Origin of the sequence: Pseudomonas orientalis, from assembly GCF_002934065.1 — a bacterium.
GTDB classification, from domain to species: Bacteria; Pseudomonadota; Gammaproteobacteria; order Pseudomonadales; family Pseudomonadaceae; genus Aquipseudomonas; species Aquipseudomonas orientalis_A.
In genome coordinates this window covers 434704-453627 of sequence record NZ_CP018049.1, presented here as the reverse complement: position 1 = coordinate 453627, position 18924 = coordinate 434704, and the positions used below count along the sequence as shown (strand labels likewise).

Genomic DNA, 18924 nt, shown 5'->3' with positions numbered 1-18924 from the left:
TCCCTAAAGCTTTGCCTGTCTTACCGCCTGATTGCCTCCGGGCCGTGCATTCGGTCGACTTGTTTGAGCCGTGCGAATGACGCCCGGAGGCGAAAATGCTTTAATGCCCAGCGTTTTTTCCCGCTTTTTATCTGCCGCCCGGGTCGATCCATCGTTCGCCATGCATGCCCCGACGCGTAACTCTTTCTTTTCTCTGGAAATCCAAAAGCCTTGATTCGTCTGCTGAAGTTTTTCGGGTACTCCATTGTCGCGATCGTCTGCGGGCTGCTGCTCGTACTCAGCGGGGCCTACCTCTACCTTAGTCCGGGTTTGCCGTCGGTAGAGGCCCTCAGAAGTATCCAGTTGCAGATTCCTTTGCGGGTCTACAGCAGCGATGAAAAACTGATCGCGGAGTTCGGCGAAATGCGCCGTACACCGATCCGTTTCGCCGACATTCCGCCCAATTTCATCAACGCATTGCTGTCGGCTGAAGACGATAATTTCGCCAACCACTACGGCGTCGACCCCAGCAGCCTGGTCCGTGCAGCCACGCAATTGGTAAAAAGCGGACACATTCAATCCGGCGGCAGCACCATCACCATGCAGGTGGCGAAGAACTTCTTCCTCACCAGCGAGCGCAGTTTTTCGCGCAAAGCCACCGAGATCCTGCTGGCGCTGCAGATCGAACGCCAGTTGACCAAGGACGAAATCCTCGAGCTGTACGTCAACAAGATTTACCTGGGCAACCGTGCCTACGGTATCGAGGCGGCGTCCCAGGTGTACTACGGCAAGTCGATTCGGGATGCGAGCCTTGCGCAAATGGCGATGATTGCCGGCCTGCCCAAGGCACCGTCGCGCTTCAACCCGCTGGCCAACCCGGCGCGCAGCAAGGAGCGTCGCGACTGGATCCTGGGGCGCATGTACAAGCTCGGCAAGATCGACCAGACGGCTTACGAAAGTGCCGTGGCCGAACCATTGAACGCCAGCTATCACGTGCCGACGCCGGAAGTGAATGCGCCGTATATCGCCGAAATGGCCCGTGCGGAAATGGTTGGCCGGTATGGCAGCGAGGCCTACACCGAAGGTTTCCGTGTAACCACCACCGTTCCGAGCAACTTGCAGGAAATTGCCAACCATTCGCTGCACGATGGCCTGATCACCTATGACCAGCGCCACGGCTATCGCGGCCCTGAATCGCGCCTGCCGGGCAAGACCCTGAGCGCCTGGACCACCGAACTGGGCAAGCAACGTCCGATCAGTGGCCTGGAGCCGGCCATCGTCACCCAGGTCAAGAAAGATGGCGTGCAGGTACTGACCCGCAGCGGCGAAGCGCATGTGCCATGGGACAGCATGAAATGGGCACGTCCATTCCTGAATACCAACAGCATGGGCCCGATGCCCAAGCAGCCGTCCGACGTGGCGCAGGTGGGTGACTTGATCCGCGTGCAACGCCAGGCCGATGACAGCCTGAAATTCAGCCAGGTACCGGTCGCCCAGGGCGCACTGGTGTCCCTGGACCCGCAAAATGGTGCGATCCGCGCCCTGGTCGGCGGCTTCGCCTTCGAACAGAGCAACTACAACCGCGCCACCCAGGCCAAGCGCCAGCCGGGCTCGAGCTTCAAGCCGTTCGTCTACAGCGCCGCGCTGGATAACGGCTACACCGCCGCCAGCCTGGTCAACGATGCGCCGATTGTGTTCGTCGATGAGTACCTGGACAAAGTCTGGCGCCCGAAGAACGACACCAACACCTTCCTCGGCCCGATCCGCATTCGCGAGGCGCTGTACAAGTCGCGCAACCTGGTGTCGATCCGCCTGCTGCAGGCGATGGGCGTGGGCAAGACCATCGACTACATGACCCGCTTTGGCTTCGCCAAGTCTGACCTGCCGCCGAACCTGTCCCTGGCCCTGGGCACCGCGACCCTCACGCCGATGGAAATTGCCACCGGCTGGAGCACCTTTGCCAACGGCGGCTACAAGATTTCGCCGTACCTGATCGACAAGATCGAAAGCCGCAATGGCGACACACTGTTCACCGCCAACCCGCCACGGGTACCCGGCGATGTGGTCAATGGCGTGGCGGCAACCGATGGTCTCGCCGCGCCGAGTAACGGCGGCATCACCATTGAACCGACGCCAGGTACGACGCCTGCCGCAAACCCTCAAGCTCCGGGCGAGCCACAGGCACCGGCGGTGGCTGAACGCATCGTGGACGGCCGCACCACCTATATTCTCAACAGTATCCTGCAGGACGTGATCAAGAAGGGCACCGGCCGACGTGCATTGGCGCTGGGCCGTGCGGACATCGCGGGCAAGACCGGTACCACCAACGAATCCAAGGATGCCTGGTTCTCCGGCTACAACGGTGACTACGTGACCACCGTATGGACCGGTTACGACCAACCGGAAAGCCTGGGCCGTCGCGAATTCGGCGGCACCGTGGCGCTGCCGATCTGGATGAGTTACATGGGCGCAGCCTTGAAAGACAAGCCGCTGCACACCCAGCCGGAACCTGAAGGCATCCTCAGCCTGCGCATCGACCCGGTCAGTGGCCGCGCGGCCTCGCCAAGCACGCCGAACGCCTACTTCGAACTGTTCAAGAGCGAAGACACGCCGCCGTCGGTCAACGAGCTGGGCAACGGCGCCGTACCGGGCAGCCCGCTGCCGGCGGATGAAGGCGCGCCGATCGACCTCTTCTAAGGCGCAACACAGCTTCAATGTGGGAGGGGGCTTGCCCCCGACTGCAGGGACTGATGTACCGCTATCGGGGCATAGATATCTACACAACTCTGTAGCGCTCAACCGTAACCACGATGCGAAGCGAGTCGCTCTTGACCTTGATCTGCTTTTGATCTTGATCTCAGGCGCCCCGTTAAACCACGCTGGCCGAACGCAGGCTTGAATCCGTGGGTAACCCGGCAGGACGCCGGGTTAGCCGCCCCGCGCCATGGATGGCGCGTGGCGGCGGCCCACGGATTCAAGCCTGCGTTCGGGCACACCGAGCCTAGGCGAGGTGCCGAGTGGTGGGGCAAGAGCGTTTTGCTTACTTTTGCGCTTTTCAAAAGTGAGCCGCTGTAAAAGCGGAACCCATAGCAGCCGTTACCGCAGAAACGGATATGTACTCAACCCAATCCAACACCCTGGTCGGCCCAGAGGCCGCCATCGGGGGCAAGCCCCCTCCCACATTTAGAGCGCCACAAGGCTCAATTTAAACGCCAGACACAAAAAAGCCCCGACTCGCGAGAGCCGGGGCTTTTTTGTGGGTGCGCTACGCAGGCTTAGCCGTTGAACACATCATCCACGCTTTGCAGCGGGTAGTTCTTCGGGTACGGCAGGGTTGCCACACCGGTCTCGATGGCAGCCTTGGCCACGGCATCGGAGATCAGGGTGATCAGGCGCTTGTCCATTGGTTTCGGGATGATGTACTCACGACCGAATTCCAGCTTGGCGCCACCGTAGGCGTCGCAGACATCCTGCGGCACCGGCAGCTTGGCCAGTTCACGCAGGGCGTTGGCGGCCGCTACTTTCATTTCTTCGTTGATGCGCTTGGCGCGAACGTCCAGGGCACCACGGAAGATGAACGGGAAGCCCAGCACGTTGTTGACCTGGTTCGGGTAGTCCGAACGACCGGTAGCCATGATCACATCGCTGCGGGTGGCGTGCGCCAGCTCAGGCGAGATTTCCGGGTCCGGGTTGGAGCAGGCGAACACGATAGGGTTCGGCGCCATCGACTTCAGGCCTTCGGCGCTCAGCAGGTTCGGGCCGGAAAGACCGACGAACACGTCAGCGCCGTCGAGGGCGTCAGCCAGGGTGCGCTTGGAGGACGGGTGGGCGAACATCGCCTTGTACTGGTTCAGGTCGGTACGCTCGGACTGGATCACGCCCTTGCTGTCGACCATGTAGATGTTTTCCAGCTTGGCACCCATGCTGATGATCAGCTTCATGCAGGAAATGGCCGCAGCGCCGGCGCCCAGGCAGACGATCTTCGCCTCACCCAGGGTTTTGCCGGCGATTTCCAGGGCGTTGATCATGCCGGCCGCGGTAACGATCGCGGTGCCGTGCTGGTCATCGTGGAATACCGGAATGTCGCACTGTTCGATCAGCGCCTTTTCGATCTCGAAGCACTCGGGTGCCTTGATGTCTTCCAGGTTGATGCCACCGAAGGTGATGGAAATGCGTTTGACGGTGTCGATGAAAGCCTGCGGGCTCTCGGAGTCGACTTCAATGTCGAAAACGTCGATGCCAGCAAAGCGCTTGAACAGCACGCCCTTACCTTCCATGACCGGCTTGGACGCCAATGGTCCGAGGTTACCCAGGCCCAGGATCGCGGTGCCATCAGAAATCACTGCAACCAGGTTGCCCTTGCCGGTGTACTTGTACGCCAGCTCGGGGTCGCGGGCGATTTCACGTACGGGCTCGGCAACGCCAGGGCTGTAGGCCAGCGACAGATCACGGGCGGTGGCAGTGGCTTTGGTGAGCTCTACACTCAGCTTTCCTGGACGAGGATTGGCATGATATTCGAGAGCGGCAGTTTTCAAATCAGACATATCGGCATTCCGCTTTTACTGTTGGTCGACGGACCGCCGAGGATACGCGTGTCGTAAAGCCCCTACAAGACTGGTCAGTCACAGGTGTCAAGGCCCTGCGGCGGCGTACTTTAGTCTAAAGCCACGGGATACAAGGGCTGGACTGTTCACAATCGCATTAAAAAATGTCTACAATTTTTTATTATTGCGTTGATCGAAGCATGCTCGGATCGGTGAGCGGCAACAGCCAACGTGCCTGAGCTTTTTTCACCCCGCCACGCCTGGCGCGGTCCTGCACCCAGCCACGCGCCTCGATTGTCTTGCCTTGCAGACCATTGAGCATGGCGGTATCGAATAAACGGACCCGATCAGGCGCAATGCGTAATACCAGTGAACCCTGCAACTGGATCCAGACGCCACCGCGATTGCGTTCGATCGTGCTGACCCGTCCGCTGACCAAAGCGAACCCGGACCGCTTGAGTTGCGCCACGCGTTGTACCGGCGATTGCCGCCAAAGCCCCAACCGCGTGTTACGCGCACTGTTTTCAGCGGCCTGCTGACAGGCGACCAGCTCGACATTGGGCGCGACGCCCACCTGAAACCCCAGGCCCTCAGCCAGCAACTGCGCCTCAAGGTTGTTGCCGTCAGCGCCATACAGGTGGGCAAGGGTTCGCCCGTAGCGATCTTTACCCTCGCGCCCCGGCACCAGCCCGAGACGCCCATCACTGGCATTGACCAATGCCTGCAGACGCTGGCGCGCGGCAACCGCAAACGGCTCGTCGGAGCGGCCCTTTTTACCGGTTTCCGGCGCGTTGATACCGATCATCCGAACGCTGCGGCCATCCTTGAGGCGCACAGTGTCGCCATCCACCACACGCTGCACGTGCACCGGCGCCACCGACGCCGGCGCGGGGCAGAACACCTGGGCCTGGGCGGCGCAAAGCCAAATCGCAGGCACAAAAAAGGCGCCCGCAAGGGACGCCTTTTTCAACAGCTGGCAAAAGCCCATAAGGCTTTTGAGCCTTACTCTGCCGGAGTAGCAGCAGCAGGCTTCTTGCCGAAAGCACCAAAGCGATCTGCGAAGCGCTGTACACGGCCGCCGGTGTCCAGAGTTTTCTGCTTACCGGTGTAGAACGGGTGGCACTCGTTGCATACGTCAGTACCCAGTGGCTTGCACAGGTTCGAACGGGTTTCGAACTTGTTACCGCAGCTGCAGGTGACTTCGATGGTTTCGTACGCTGGATGGATATCGGCTTTCATGGCACTTCCTCGGGCTAGCGTGCCGCCACTCGACACTATTGTCGAATACCGCACGTAATTAGGCCGCGAATTCTAACAGACCTTTTCAATCACGCAAGCGGCGCGTCCGACTGGAAACCGCCTTTCATCAGAAAACCATGGCATACCCAAGCCCTCCCCTGTCTGCTAGGCTCGCGCCCCTGCGCCACCACCTGCCTAGATGAGACCCTCCGCGTGCCCGACGCCATTTTGCGCCTCGCCCTGCCCTCGCCCCTGCGCCGCCTGTTCGATTACCGGGCGCCGGCGGGTGTGCCGCGTACGCAGTTGGAGCCCGGCATGCGCGTGCGCGTGCCGTTCGGGCGCAGGGAAATGATCGGCATCCTGGTGGAAGTCACCGACCACAGCGAAGTGCCCGCCGAAAAGCTCAAGCCGGCCATCGCCATCCTCGATGCCACCGCGCCGCTGCCGCCCGCGCTGTTCAAGCTGTGCCTGTGGACCGCGCAGTATTACCAGCACAGCCTGGGCGACACGTTGAGTTGGGCGCTGCCGGTGCTGCTGCGCCAGGGCGAACTGGCCGAAGCGCGCCAGGAACGTTTCTGGTCGATGGTTCCCGGCGCGCGCCTGGACGACCCACGCATCGCCCGCGCGCCGCGCCAACGTGAAGCCCTCGCCACCCTGGCGCAGCACCCCCACGGCGTGGCTCATCAGCTATTGAGCAAGCTGATGCTGAGCAAGGACAGCCTCGACCTGCTGCTGGCCAAGGGGCTGGTGCAGGTGGAGATCCGCAAGCACGCCCCCGACCCGCGCCATGAACACTGGCTGGCCCAGCCGGAGCTGCCGCTGAACCCCGAACAACGCGCCGCCTATGAAGCGATCCGCGCAGGGTTCGACAGTTTCCATGCGTTCCTGCTGGCCGGCGTCACCGGCAGCGGCAAGACCGAAGTGTATTTGCAGTTGATCCGCGAAACCTTGCAGGCCGGCAAACAGGCGCTGGTGCTGATCCCCGAGATCAACCTCGGCCCGCAAACCCTGGCGCGTTTCGAACAGCGTTTCAACGCCCGCATCGCCCTCGTGCACTCGGCGGTCAACGACCGTGAGCGCCTGGAGTCGTGGCTGGCGGCGCGGGACGGCGAAGCCGACATTATTATCGGTACGCGCTCGGCGCTGTTCACCCCGATGAAGAATCCGGGGCTGATTATCATCGACGAAGAACACGACGGCTCTTACAAACAGCAGGAAGGCCTGCGTTACCACGCCCGCGACCTGGCGCTGGTGCGCGCGCGCCAGGAGGACATCCCGATTGTGCTGGGTTCGGCCACGCCGTCCCTGGAAAGCCTGCATAACGCCTACACCGGCCGTTATGGCCTGCTACGCCTGAATGAGCGCGCAGGTGGCGCCAAGCAACCACGCTTCCTGCGCCTGGATGTAAAAAGCCGACCGCTGGACAGCGGTATTTCCGGCCCGATGCAGCAAGCCATCGGCCAGACCCTCGCCGCCGGCCAGCAAGTCCTGGTGTTCCTCAACCGTCGCGGTTTTGCGCCGACACTGCTGTGCCACGACTGTGGCTGGATGTCCGAATGCGAGCGTTGCGATGCGCGCATGACCGTGCATCAGCGCTACGGCGAACTGCGCTGCCACCACTGCGGCCATGTGGAACCTGTGCCCCGCCACTGTCCACAATGCGGCAAGGTCGACCTGCGCCCGGTCGGCGCGGGTACCGAGCGCGCCGAAGAACGCCTGGGCATTCTGTTCCCGGATTACCCGGTGCTGCGGGTGGACCGCGACAGTACGTCGCGCAAAGACGCGATGAACCAACTGTTCGCCACCATCCAGAAAGGCCAGCCGTGCATCCTGGTCGGCACGCAGATGCTTGCCAAAGGGCATCATTTTCCACGGGTGACCCTGGTGTCGATCCTGGATGCCGACGGTGGTTTATTCTCCGGTGACTTCCGCGCCAGCGAGCGCATGGCGCAGTTGATCGTGCAGGTCGCCGGCCGCGCAGGGCGCGCCGAAGAGCCGGGCCGGGTGATTATCCAGACGCACCTGGCCGACCACCCGCTGCTGATTCAACTGACCGAGCAAGGTTACTTTGCCTTCGCCGAACAGGCGTTGAGCGAGCGCCGCGCCGCCGGGCTGCCGCCGTTTGCGCACCTGGCGCTGCTGCGCGCCGAGGCGCATAAGCCGGGCCAGGCCGAAGGCTTTCTGGACGAAGCGTGCAGCGCCGCTGAACGTTTGCTGGCAGAGCTGGGTCTGAGCGGCATCGAGCTGCTCGGACCGGTGCCCGCGCCCATGGAACGCCGTGCCGGCCGGTATCGGGCCCAGCTACTCTTGCAGGCAACGTCCCGCGCGCCGCTGCATCGGTTATTAAGCAGCTGGTTGCTGGCCCTGGAGCAAATGCCCAGTGGCCGGCAGGTGCGATGGTCACTGGATGTGGACCCGGTAGATTTGTATTAAGCCGTCCCCTGTAGGAGCGAGCTTGCTCGCGAAAAACTCAAGCACACCACGTTAAATCAGGAAGCCCGAGTTATCGTTGACGATTTTCGCGAGCAAGCTCGCTCCTACAAAATGCTCCACAGGTCCGGAACGGTTGGCAAGCCCGCCCTCGCCACGGATAATGCCCAGTTTTTCCACCTGCGCATCGCGCGCCGCCGCTTGCGGTCGAAAGAGAACACCATGAAAGACACCATTCGCCAGCTGATCCAACAAGCCCTCACCCAACTCGTCAACGAAGGTGTGTTGCCTGAAGGCCTGTCGCCGGCGATCCAGGTGGAGAACACCCGCGACAAGACTCACGGCGACTTCGCCAGCAACATCGCGATGATGCTGTCCAAGCCTGCGGGCATGAAGCCTCGCGACCTGGCGGAAAAAATCATCGCCGCGCTGCCGGCCGACGCCAGTGTCACCAAGGCCGAAATCGCCGGCCCAGGCTTTATCAACTTCTTCCAGAACACCCAGGCCCTGGCCGCGCGCCTGGATGCGGCCCTGGCCGACGCCCACATCGGTGCACGCAAGGCCGGCGACAGCCAGCGCGTGGTCATCGACCTGTCGGCACCTAACCTCGCCAAGGAGATGCACGTCGGCCACCTGCGCTCGACCATCATCGGCGACGGCGTGGCGCGGGTCCTGGAGTTTCTCGGTGACACCGTCATCCGCCAGAACCACGTGGGCGACTGGGGCACCCAGTTCGGCATGCTGATGGCTTACCTGCAGGAAAACCCGATCACCAGCAACGAGCTGGCCGACCTGGAAAACTTCTACCGCGCCGCCAAGAAGCGCTTTGACGAATCCGAAGCATTTGCCGACCGTGCGCGCAGCCTGGTGGTCAAGCTGCAAGCAGGCGATAAGGAATGCCTGGCGCTGTGGGGGCGTTTCCGCGATATCTCCCTGTCCCACTGCCAGGAAATCTACGAGCTGCTCAACGTCAAGCTGACCATGGCCGATGTGATGGGCGAAAGCGCCTACAACGACGACCTGATCAATGTGGTCAACGACCTCAAAGCCGCAGGCCTGCTGGTCGAGAGCAACGGGGCGCAGTGCGTGTTCCTTGAGGAATTCAAGACCGCCGATGGCGAGCCGCTGCCGGTGATCATCGTCAAGGCCGATGGCGGCTATCTCTATGCCACCACCGACCTGGCCGCCGTGCGCTACCGCAGCGGCGTGCTCAAGGCCGATCGCGCGCTGTATTTCGTCGATCAGCGCCAGGCCCTGCACTTCCAGCAGGTGTTCGAAGTGGCGCGCCGCGCCGGCTTCGTCACCCACCCGATGCATATGGAACACATGGGTTTTGGCACCATGAACGGCGCCGATGGCCGCCCGTTCAAGACCCGCGATGGCGGCACCGTGAAGCTGGTCGACCTGCTGACCGAAGCCCAGGAGCGCGCCTACAGCCTGGTCAAGGAAAAGAATCCCGAACTGGCCGAGGCCGACCTGCGCAATATCGCCCGCGTGGTCGGCATTGGCGCGGTGAAATACGCCGACCTGTCCAAGCACCGCACCAGCGACTACAGCTTCAACTTCGACCTGATGCTCAACTTCGAAGGCAACACCGCGCCGTACCTGCTGTACGCCTACACCCGTGTGGCCGGTGTGTTCCGCAAACTGGGCAAGGACTTCAGCGAAGTCGAAGGCCAAATCGTGCTGGACGCACCTCATGAGCAGGAACTGGCCGCCAAACTCGCCCAGTTCGGCGAAGTGCTCAACAGCGTCGGCGAGAAAGGCACGCCGCATATCCTCTGCACCTACCTGTACGAAGTGGCCGGCCTGTTTTCCAGCTTCTACGAGAACTGCCCGATCCTCAGCGCCGACGATGAAGCCCAGAAGCAAAGTCGCCTGCGCCTGGCCGCACTGGCTGGACGGACCCTAAAGCAAGGCCTGGAGCTGTTGGGCCTGGAAACTCTGGAGCGCATGTAAGTTGGCAGCCAAGAAAAAACCTGCACCCAAGCGCGGCGCCAGCCGCTACCAGGCCCCGGCCAAGCAGCCGATTCCGGGTTGGCTGTGGATGGCGATCGGCCTCACGGTCGGCGCATTCGTTGTCTTTCTGATGAAGCTGGAGCCCGGTCAGGGCGATGACGTCAAGCGCGTCAAACAGGAGCAGCAGAAAGCCACGAAAATCGCCGAGGCCAACAAGACTGCGCCGAGCCCGACAGCACCGGTGAAACCGAAGTACGACTTCTACACGCTGCTGCCGGAATCGGAAGTGATCGTGCCGCCCGATGCCGTGCCGGAGAAAACCCTGCCGACGCCGCAAGTGCCGACTACGCCAGTCACACCAGCGGAAGCGGCGAAGATCGACACCGCGCGCGCCCAGGCGGCATTGGCCGGCATTACCCCGCCGCCGGCGCCTCCAGTGGCAGAGACCAAGGCCGCGCCGGTGACCAAGTTCTTCCTGCAGGCGGGCTCGTTCCCCAAACAGGCGGACGCAGACCGTGTACGCGCGCAGATCATTCTGCTGGGCCAGTCGGTGACGGTGGAGTCCGGCACCGTGAAGGAAGCGACCTGGTATCGCGTGCTGGTAGGCCCGTTCAGCAACCGCGAACAGCTGACTGTGGCGCAGAAACAATTGGCGGGCGCCGGGTTTAGCAACCTGCTGTTACAACAACGCCAGAGCCGCTGATCTCGAAGACATAGCAGGACTAATGTGGGAGGGGGCTTGCCCCCGATGGCGGTAGACCAGTCAATATATTCAGCGACTGATACACCGCAATCGGGGGCAAGCCTCCTCCCACATTTGGTTTTGCGGTGTTCTTGAACAGGTGTCGGATCAATAAACACCACTCGTCCGCACTGCCGTCCTACGGTTGAAATCCCCCTCGCCACCCCCATATGAGTTCCATCAGGGCATTTTCGCCCCGCTGCGTGGAGACTCTCCCCTTGACCACCATCGTTTCAGTACGTCGCCACGGCAAAGTCGTCATGGGCGGCGACGGCCAGGTTTCCCTGGGCAATACCGTGATGAAAGGCAACGCCAAGAAAGTGCGTCGCCTGTACCACGGCCAGGTGCTCGCCGGTTTCGCCGGCGCTACCGCCGATGCCTTCACCCTGTTCGAGCGTTTCGAAGGCCAGCTCGAAAAGCACCAGGGCCATCTGGTGCGTGCCGCCGTCGAACTCGCCAAGGAATGGCGCACCGACCGTTCCCTCAGCCGCCTCGAAGCCATGCTGGCGGTCGCCAACAAAGACGCGTCCCTGATCATCACCGGCAACGGCGATGTGGTTGAACCTGAACACGGCCTGATCGCCATGGGTTCCGGTGGCGGCTATGCCCAGGCTGCGGCCAGCGCGCTGTTGAAGAAGACCGACCTGTCGGCCCGTGAAATCGTCGAGACCGCCCTGGGTATCGCCGGCGATATCTGCGTGTTCACCAACCACAACCACACCATTGAGGAGCAGGACCTCGCTGAGTAAGCCGCTGGCTTATTCGCGCTTGAGGCCGCCAAACACTATGTCCATGACTCCCCGCGAAATCGTCCATGAACTCAATCGCCATATCATCGGCCAGGACGATGCCAAGCGCGCCGTTGCCATTGCGCTGCGTAACCGCTGGCGCCGGATGCAACTGCCCGAAGAACTGCGCGTTGAAGTAACGCCCAAGAACATCCTGATGATCGGCCCGACCGGCGTCGGTAAAACCGAAATCGCCCGGCGCCTGGCCAAATTGGCCAATGCCCCGTTCATCAAGGTCGAAGCCACCAAGTTCACCGAAGTCGGCTATGTGGGTCGCGACGTCGAGTCGATCATCCGTGACCTGGCCGACGCCGCCTTGAAGATGCTGCGCGAGCAGGAAGTGACCAAGGTCAGCCACCGCGCCGAAGACGCCGCCGAAGAACGCATCCTCGACGCGCTGTTGCCACCGGCCCGCATGGGTTTCAACGAAGACGCCTCACCGGCTTCGGATTCCAACACCCGCCAGCTGTTCCGCAAGCGCCTGCGTGAAGGCCAGTTGGACGACAAGGAAATCGAGATCGAAGTGGCCGAAGTGTCGGGGGTCGATATTTCCGCGCCACCGGGCATGGAAGAAATGACCAGCCAGTTGCAGAATCTGTTTGCCAACATGGGCAAGGGCAAGAAGAAAAGCCGCAAGCTCAAGGTGAAAGAGGCCCTGAAGCTGGTGCGCGACGAAGAAGCCGGACGCCTGGTCAATGAGGAAGAACTCAAGGCCAAGGCCCTGGAAGCGGTCGAGCAGCACGGCATCGTATTTATCGATGAGATCGACAAGGTGGCCAAGCGCGGCAACTCCGGCGGCGTCGATGTGTCCCGCGAGGGCGTACAGCGCGACCTGCTGCCGTTGATCGAAGGCTGCACCGTGAACACCAAGCTGGGCATGGTCAAGACCGACCACATCCTGTTTATCGCCTCCGGTGCTTTCCACCTGAGCAAACCAAGCGACCTGGTGCCGGAGCTGCAAGGCCGTCTGCCGATCCGCGTGGAACTCAAGGCGCTGACCCCGGGCGACTTCGAGCGCATTCTCAGCGAGCCGCATGCTTCACTGACCGAGCAGTACCGTGAGTTGCTGAAAACCGAAGGCCTGGGCATCGAATTCCAGCCGGACGGGATCAAGCGCCTGGCGGAGATTGCCTGGCAGGTCAACGAGAAGACCGAGAACATCGGTGCGCGTCGCCTGCACACCTTGCTTGAGCGCCTGCTCGAAGAGGTGTCCTTCAGCGCCGGCGACATGGCCGGTGCGCAGAATGGCGAAGCGATCAAGATCGACGCGGATTACGTCAACAGCCACCTGGGCGAACTGGCGCAGAACGAAGACTTGTCGCGCTATATTCTGTAAGCCTCACACAGAATTGCTTCGCTCCAATGTGGGAGGGGGCTTGCCCCCGATGGCGGTCTGTCAGACAGATATAGGCTGACTGACACACCGCTATCGGGGGCAAGCCCCCTCCCACATTTTGAGCCGGTTCCTTCAGGGTTATCTCCAATGTCGAAATTTCCTACTGCCGTAAACCTGCATAAAACCTCCAACACCCTGGGCCTCACCTACGGCCCGGACGAAACCTACCAACTGCCCGCCGAATTCCTGCGCGTGCACTCGCCTTCCGCCGAGGTCCAGGGCCACGGCAAACCCATCCTGCAATTCGGCAAGCTCAACGTTAAATTGATCAAGCTGGAACCGGCCGGCCAGTACGCACTGAAATTGACCTTCGACGACGGCCATGACAGCGGATTGTTCACCTGGGACTACCTTTATCAACTGGCCGTGCGTCAGGACGCGCTGTGGGCCGACTACCTGGCCGAACTGAAAACGGCCGGAAAAACCCGCGACCCGAGTCAGTCGGTCGTGCGGCTGATGCTCTAGTCCAGCCCTCTTGCTCTTTAGAGGGCATTTTCTAATTTCATCTGCTTGAATGCCCTGTCTCGTGGTCAACGATTGGCCCGCTTGCGAAAAAAATTAAACTCGGGTAACCAATGGAACTGGCAAGTTCCCTGCATTTGACGATGTGGTATCAACGGTCACCCGAGCGCAGTACCAGGCTGGTGTCGTGTATCGAAATGGGTGCGCGGAAATCGCCGGTACTCGTCTTTCGGACAATGGAGCGTCGTAGATGAGTAACAAGAATAACGATGACTTGAAACGCCAGGCCTCGGAAAACACCCTGGGGTTGAACCCGATCATCGCGTTACGCAAAAAGGACTTATTGGCCTCGGCGAAGATGGTGCTCACCCAAGCCATCAAGCAACCGTTACACAGCGTCAAACACGTCGCCCATTTCGGGGTGGAGCTCAAGAACGTCATGTTCGGCAAATCGGCACTGGTGCCGGAGAGCGATGACCGTCGCTTCCACGACCCGGCCTGGAGCCAGAATCCGCTCTACAAACGTTATCTGCAGACTTACCTGGCGTGGCGCAAGGAACTGCACGACTGGATCGGCGACAGCAATCTGTCGGAACAGGACATCAGTCGCGGCCACTTCGTGATCAACCTGATGACTGAAGCCATGGCGCCCACCAACAGCGCCGCCAACCCGGCGGCGGTCAAGCGCTTCTTTGAAACCGGCGGCAAAAGCCTGCTCGATGGCCTGTCCCACCTGGCCAAGGACATGGTGCACAACGGCGGTATGCCAAGCCAGGTCAACATGGGCGCCTTTGAAGTGGGCAAGAGCCTGGGCATCACCGAAGGCGCCGTGGTCTTTCGCAATGATGTGCTGGAGCTGATCCAGTACAAGCCCATCACCGAGCAGGTACACGAGCGACCGCTGCTGGTGGTGCCGCCGCAGATCAATAAATTCTATGTATTCGACCTGAGCCCGGACAAGAGCTTGGCGCGCTTCTGCCTGCGCAATGGGCAGCAGACCTTTATCGTCAGCTGGCGCAACCCGACCAAGGCCCAGCGCGAGTGGGGCCTGTCGACCTATATCGAAGCGCTCAAGGAAGCGGTCGATGTGATCACGGCGATTACCGGCAGCAAGGACGTGAACATGCTGGGCGCCTGCTCCGGCGGCATCACCTGCACCGCGCTGCTGGGCCACTACGCGGCGCTGGGAGAGAAAAAAGTCAACGCCCTGACCCTACTGGTGAGTGTGCTGGACACCACGCTGGACACCCAGGTGGCGCTGTTCGTCGATGAGCAGACGCTCGAAGCGGCGAAGCGTCATTCCTATCAGGCCGGCGTACTGGAAGGCCGTGACATGGCCAAGGTGTTTGCGTGGATGCGGCCCAACGACCTGATCTGGAATTACTGGGTCAACAACTACCTGCTGGGCAACGAGCCGCCGGTGTTCGACATCCTGTTCTGGAACAACGACACCACACGCCTGCCGGCCGCCTTCCATGGCGACCTGATCGAGCTGTTCAAGAACAACCCGCTGGTACGCGCCAATGCCCTGGAAGTGTGCGGCACGCCCATTGATCTGAAACAGGTCACGGCCGATATCTATTCGCTGGCCGGCACCAACGACCACATCACACCCTGGCAGTCCTGCTACAAGTCGGCGCAGTTGTTTGGCGGCAAGGTGGAGTTCGTGCTGTCCAGCAGCGGGCATATCCAAAGCATCCTCAACCCGCCGGGCAACCCCAAGTCGCGCTACCAGACCAGCGACGGCCTGGCGGGCACGGCACTGCAATGGCAGGAAAACGCGACCAAGCACACCGACTCGTGGTGGCTGCACTGGCAGGCATGGCAGGCGGAGCGGGCAGGCAAGTTGAAAAAAGCCCCGACAACATTAGGTAATAAAACCTACGCTGCGGCCGAAGCAGCACCGGGCACCTATGTACACGAACGCTAAATTGAAATGCGGTCAATGTGGGAGGGGGCTTGCCCCCGATAGCAGTGGATCAGCTAAAGATGTAATGACTGAAACACCGCCATCGGGGGCAAGCCCCCTCCCACATTTTGACCGCATTTCTCCTGTAACACTTCACAGGGCTTGAGCATGCCGCAACCGTTCATCTTCCGCACCATCGACCTGGATGGCCAAGCCATCCGCACGGCGGTACGACCGGGCAAGCCGCACTTGACCCCGCTGCTGATCTTCAACGGCATCGGCGCCAACCTGGAGCTGGTGTTTCCGTTCGTCCAGGCCCTGGACCCGGACCTGGAAGTGATCGCCTTCGATGTGCCAGGGGTGGGCGGCTCCTCCACGCCCAACCGACCCTATCGCTTCCCCGGCCTGGCCAAGCTGACGGCGCGCATGCTCGATTACCTGGATTACGGCCAGGTGAATGCGGTGGGGGTGTCCTGGGGCGGTGCGCTGGCGCAGCAGTTCGCCTATGACTACCCCGAGCGCTGCAAGAAGTTGATCCTGGCGGCCACGGCTGCCGGCGCCTTTATGGTGCCCGGCAAACCCAAGGTGCTGTGGCTGATGGCCAGCCCCCGGCGCTATATCCAGCCGTCCCACGTGGTGCGCATTGCGCCGATGATTTACGGCGGTTCGTTCCGCCGCGACGCCAAGCTGGCCGCCGAACATGCCAGCAAAGTGCGCTCGGCCGGCAAGCTGGGTTATTACTGGCAGCTGTTCGCGGGGCTGGGCTGGACCAGCATTCACTGGCTGCACAAGATCCGCCAGCCGACCCTGGTCCTGGCCGGGGACGACGACCCGCTGATTCCGCTGATCAACATGCGCATGCTCGCCTGGCGCATCCCCAATGCGCAGTTGCACATCATCGATGATGGCCATTTATTCCTGATCACCCGGGCGGAAGCCGTGGCGCCGATCATCATGAAGTTTCTCGAAGAGGAGCGCCTGCGCGCCGTGATACATCCGCGACCGGCGGTGTGAAGGACCACACCGCCGCGCAACTTGCCAGGAACCGACTATGGTTCTGAATTGGCGTGCCTCTTGATGGCTTGACGAAGGAGTGTTGGCTCATGCGAGACAGACCCGTGACGAACCCGGCGCCCACCCCCGCCGCGTTCATCAACGCGCAAAACGCGATCACCGGCCTGCGCGGTCGCGACCTGCTGTCGACCCTGCGCACCGTGGCGACCCATGGCCTGCGCAACCCGTTGCACACCGCACGCCACGCCCTGGCCCTGAGCGGCCAACTGGGCCGCGTGTTGCTGGGGGACACGGTGCATGAGCCCAACCCCAACGACAGCCGCTTCAAAGACCCCACCTGGGCGCTCAACCCGCTGTACCGGCGCAGCCTGCAAGCCTATTTGAGCTGGCAAAAACACACGCGCAACTGGATCGACGACAGCACCCTCAGCGCGGACGACCGTGCACGCGCACAGTTCGCGTTCGCCCTGCTCAACGACGCCGTATCGCCCTCCAACACGCTGCTCAACCCGCTGGCCATCAAGGAGTTGCTCAACTCCGGCGGCAACAGCGTGGTGCGCGGCGTCAGCCATTTGTTCGAAGACCTGCTGCACAACAACGGCCTGCCGCGTCAGGTCAGCAAGCACGCCTTCGAAGTGGGCAAGACCGTTGCCACCACGCCGGGCTCGGTGGTGTTTCGCAATGAGCTGCTGGAGCTGATCCAATACAAGCCCATGAGCGAAAAACAATACGCCAAGCCCTTGCTGGTGGTGCCGCCGCAAATCAACAAGTTCTACATATTCGACCTCAGCCCGGCTAACAGCTTTGTGCAATATGCGCTGAAAAACGGGTTGCAGACCTTTATGGTCAGCTGGCGCAATCCGGATGTGCGACATCGCGAATGGGGCCTGTCCACCTACGTTGCGGCGCTGGAAGAAGCCCTCAACGCCTGCCGGGCAATCACCGGCGCACGCGCGGTCAACCTGATGGGCGCCTGCGCCGGCGGCCTGACCATCGCCGCACTGCAAGGCCATCTGCAAGCCAAGCGCCAGTTGCGGCGCATCGCCAGCGCCAGTTACCTGGTGAGCTTGCTCGACAGCCAGATCGACGGCCCGGCCACGTTGTTCGCCGATGAACAGACCCTTGAAGCCGCCAAGCGCCGCTCTTACCAACAAGGTGTACTGGACGGTCGCGACATGGCCAAGGTGTTCGCCTGGATGCGCCCCAATGACCTGATCTGGAACTACTGGGTCAACAACTACCTGCTGGGCAAGGAACCGCCCGCCTTCGACATCCTGTACTGGAACAACGACAACACGCGCCTGCCCGCCGCCCTGCACGGCGACCTGTTGGATTTCTTCAAGCACAACCCGCTGAGGCATCCGGGAGGCCTTGAGGTGTGCGGCACCCCCATCGACTTGCAGAAGGTCACGGTCGACAGCTTCAGCGTGGCCGGCATCAACGATCACATCACGCCGTGGGACGCGGTGTACCGATCCACCCAACTGCTGGGCGGCGAGCGGCGCTTCGTACTGTCCAACAGCGGGCATATCCAGAGCATCCTCAACCCGCCCGGCAACCCGAAGGCCAACTACGTCGAGAACCCCAGGCTGAGCAGCGACCCGCGCGCCTGGTACTACGACGCCAGTCACGTCGAAGGCAGCTGGTGGCCGCAATGGCTGGCGTGGATTCAGCAACGTTCGGGCGTGCAACGCGAAACCCTCACCCCCCTGGGCAACCAGAACTACCCACCGATGGAAGCGGCGCCAGGCACCTACGTGCGCGTGCGCTGAGCTCAACGATCAGACTAAGAGGCTGGATGAAGACCCGCGACCGTATCCTTGAATGTGCCCTGCAGTTGTTCAACCACAAGGGCGAGCCGAATGTGTCGACCATGGAGGTGGCCAATGAAATGGGGATCAGCCCCGGCAACCTCTACTACCACTTCCATGGCAAGGAGCCGTTGGTGCTGGGGCTGTTCGAACGTTTTCAAGGCGAGTTGGCGCCGCTGCTCGACCCTCCTGCCGATGCGCAGTTGGAGGCCGAGGATTACTGGCTGTTCCTGCATTTGATTGTCGAGCGCATGGCCCACTACCGGTTCCTGTTCCAGGACCTGTCGAACCTGGCCGGGCGCCTGCCGAAGCTGGCCAAGGGCATTCGCAACCTGCTCACGGCGCTCAAGCGAACACTGGCTTCTTTGCTGGCGCGATTGAAGGCGGCGGGGCAATTGGTCAGTGATACCCAGGCGTTGGGGCAACTGGTGGAGCAGATCACCATGACGCTGCTGTTTTCCCTGGATTACCAGCGAATCCTGGATCGCAAGGGTGAGGTGCGGGTGGTGGTGTACCAGGTCATGATGTTGGTGGCGCCGCATCTGCTGATGCCGGCACGGCTGGCGACCGAGAGGTTCGCGCTGAAATATCTGGATGACGTGGATTGAAGCCCCCCTGATCACACAGGTGACGCAGAGCGTCACGGGCTGC

The 18924-nt window shown here is 61.7% G+C and carries 15 protein-coding genes; 11 read left to right on the top strand and 4 right to left on the bottom strand.

The features are described from left to right. Window positions 1-213 precede the first annotated feature (213 nt). Window positions 214-2676 (top strand): penicillin-binding protein 1A, encoded by a 2463-nt coding sequence (locus BOP93_RS01950; RefSeq protein WP_430758787.1) that lies wholly within the window; start codon window positions 214-216, stop codon window positions 2674-2676. Window positions 2677-3254: 578 nt separating this feature from the next. On the opposite strand, the gene BOP93_RS01940 is transcribed toward BOP93_RS01950, so the two are convergent. From BOP93_RS01940 to rpmE, 3 genes are all read right to left on the bottom strand, one after another. Next, window positions 3255-4523 (bottom strand): malic enzyme-like NAD(P)-binding protein, encoded by a 1269-nt coding sequence (locus tag BOP93_RS01940; protein WP_014716577.1) that lies wholly within the window; start codon window positions 4521-4523, stop codon window positions 3255-3257. A gap of 181 nt (window positions 4524-4704) precedes the next feature. Then, window positions 4705-5511 (bottom strand): thermonuclease family protein, encoded by an 807-nt coding sequence (locus BOP93_RS01935; RefSeq protein ID WP_104501361.1) that lies wholly within the window; start codon window positions 5509-5511, stop codon window positions 4705-4707. Window positions 5512-5525: 14 nt separating this feature from the next. Next, a complete protein-coding gene (gene rpmE / locus BOP93_RS01930; protein WP_003237330.1) occupies window positions 5526-5762 on the bottom strand; it encodes a 50S ribosomal protein L31 in 237 nt (78 codons plus the stop codon). A 213-nt stretch (window positions 5763-5975) separates the two neighbouring features. Here rpmE and BOP93_RS01925 point away from each other — a divergent pair, with 213 nt between their 5' ends. Continuing rightward, window positions 5976-8195: a primosomal protein N' gene (locus tag BOP93_RS01925; protein ID WP_104501360.1), complete on the top strand. Its 2220-nt coding sequence runs from the start codon at window positions 5976-5978 to the stop codon at window positions 8193-8195. Window positions 8196-8246: 51 nt separating this feature from the next. Here BOP93_RS01925 and BOP93_RS27260 read toward each other — a convergent pair whose 3' ends face one another. Next, on the bottom strand, window positions 8247-8447 hold the full coding sequence (locus BOP93_RS27260) for a hypothetical protein (RefSeq protein WP_124356682.1): 201 nt from the start codon (window positions 8445-8447) through the stop codon (window positions 8247-8249). On the opposite strand from BOP93_RS27260, the gene argS reads away from it, so the two are divergent. The 9 genes from argS (at window position 8415) to BOP93_RS01880 (ending at window position 18881) form a co-directional block, all read left to right on the top strand. Continuing rightward, on the top strand, window positions 8415-10151 hold the full coding sequence (argS, locus tag BOP93_RS01920; protein ID WP_104501359.1) for an arginine--tRNA ligase: 1737 nt from the start codon (window positions 8415-8417) through the stop codon (window positions 10149-10151). The two genes, BOP93_RS27260 and argS, sit on opposite strands and share 33 nt — an antisense overlap. A gap of 1 nt (window position 10152) precedes the next feature. Then, a complete protein-coding gene (locus BOP93_RS01915; RefSeq protein WP_057724430.1) occupies window positions 10153-10854 on the top strand; it encodes an SPOR domain-containing protein in 702 nt (233 codons plus the stop codon). 257 nt (window positions 10855-11111) lie between these two features. Further along, on the top strand, window positions 11112-11642 hold the full coding sequence (hslV, locus tag BOP93_RS01910) for an ATP-dependent protease subunit HslV (RefSeq protein WP_065885707.1): 531 nt from the start codon (window positions 11112-11114) through the stop codon (window positions 11640-11642). 37 nt (window positions 11643-11679) lie between these two features. Continuing rightward, window positions 11680-13017 (top strand): ATP-dependent protease ATPase subunit HslU, encoded by a 1338-nt coding sequence (gene hslU / locus BOP93_RS01905; RefSeq protein WP_104501358.1) that lies wholly within the window; start codon window positions 11680-11682, stop codon window positions 13015-13017. Between the two features lie 147 nt (window positions 13018-13164). Next, window positions 13165-13542 carry a gamma-butyrobetaine hydroxylase-like domain-containing protein gene (locus BOP93_RS01900; RefSeq protein ID WP_104501357.1) on the top strand — a complete coding sequence of 126 codons (378 nt, stop codon included), beginning with the start codon at window positions 13165-13167 and terminating at the stop codon, window positions 13540-13542. Between the two features lie 247 nt (window positions 13543-13789). After that, window positions 13790-15469 carry a class II poly(R)-hydroxyalkanoic acid synthase gene (phaC, locus tag BOP93_RS01895; protein ID WP_104501356.1) on the top strand — a complete coding sequence of 560 codons (1680 nt, stop codon included), beginning with the start codon at window positions 13790-13792 and terminating at the stop codon, window positions 15467-15469. A gap of 147 nt (window positions 15470-15616) precedes the next feature. Next, window positions 15617-16462: a poly(3-hydroxyalkanoate) depolymerase gene (phaZ, locus tag BOP93_RS01890; RefSeq protein ID WP_104501355.1), complete on the top strand. Its 846-nt coding sequence runs from the start codon at window positions 15617-15619 to the stop codon at window positions 16460-16462. Between the two features lie 89 nt (window positions 16463-16551). Next, the gene (gene phaC / locus BOP93_RS01885; RefSeq protein ID WP_104501354.1) at window positions 16552-18234 is read left to right on the top strand and encodes a class II poly(R)-hydroxyalkanoic acid synthase; all 1683 of its coding nucleotides are present in this window, start codon (window positions 16552-16554) and stop codon (window positions 18232-18234) included. 26 nt (window positions 18235-18260) lie between these two features. Next, window positions 18261-18881: a TetR/AcrR family transcriptional regulator gene (locus tag BOP93_RS01880; protein ID WP_104501353.1), complete on the top strand. Its 621-nt coding sequence runs from the start codon at window positions 18261-18263 to the stop codon at window positions 18879-18881. Window positions 18882-18924: the final 43 nt, after the last annotated feature.

Excerpts from the sequence above, each read along its gene's own strand:
- argS (WP_104501359.1), top strand. The coding sequence starts at position 8,415 with ATGAAAGACACCATTCGCCAGCTGATCCAACAAGCCCTCACCCAACTC.
- phaZ (WP_104501355.1), top strand. The coding sequence starts at position 15,617 with ATGCCGCAACCGTTCATCTTCCGCACCATCGACCTGGATGGCCAAGCC.
- BOP93_RS01880 (WP_104501353.1), top strand. The coding sequence starts at position 18,261 with ATGAAGACCCGCGACCGTATCCTTGAATGTGCCCTGCAGTTGTTCAAC.
- BOP93_RS01900 (WP_104501357.1), top strand. The coding sequence starts at position 13,165 with ATGTCGAAATTTCCTACTGCCGTAAACCTGCATAAAACCTCCAACACC.
- BOP93_RS01935 (WP_104501361.1), bottom strand. The coding sequence starts at position 5,511 with ATGGGCTTTTGCCAGCTGTTGAAAAAGGCGTCCCTTGCGGGCGCCTTT.
- hslU (WP_104501358.1), top strand. The coding sequence starts at position 11,680 with ATGTCCATGACTCCCCGCGAAATCGTCCATGAACTCAATCGCCATATC.
- phaC (WP_104501356.1), top strand. The coding sequence starts at position 13,790 with ATGAGTAACAAGAATAACGATGACTTGAAACGCCAGGCCTCGGAAAAC.
- phaC (WP_104501354.1), top strand. The coding sequence starts at position 16,552 with ATGCGAGACAGACCCGTGACGAACCCGGCGCCCACCCCCGCCGCGTTC.
- rpmE (WP_003237330.1), bottom strand. The coding sequence starts at position 5,762 with ATGAAAGCCGATATCCATCCAGCGTACGAAACCATCGAAGTCACCTGC.
- BOP93_RS01940 (WP_014716577.1), bottom strand. The coding sequence starts at position 4,523 with ATGTCTGATTTGAAAACTGCCGCTCTCGAATATCATGCCAATCCTCGT.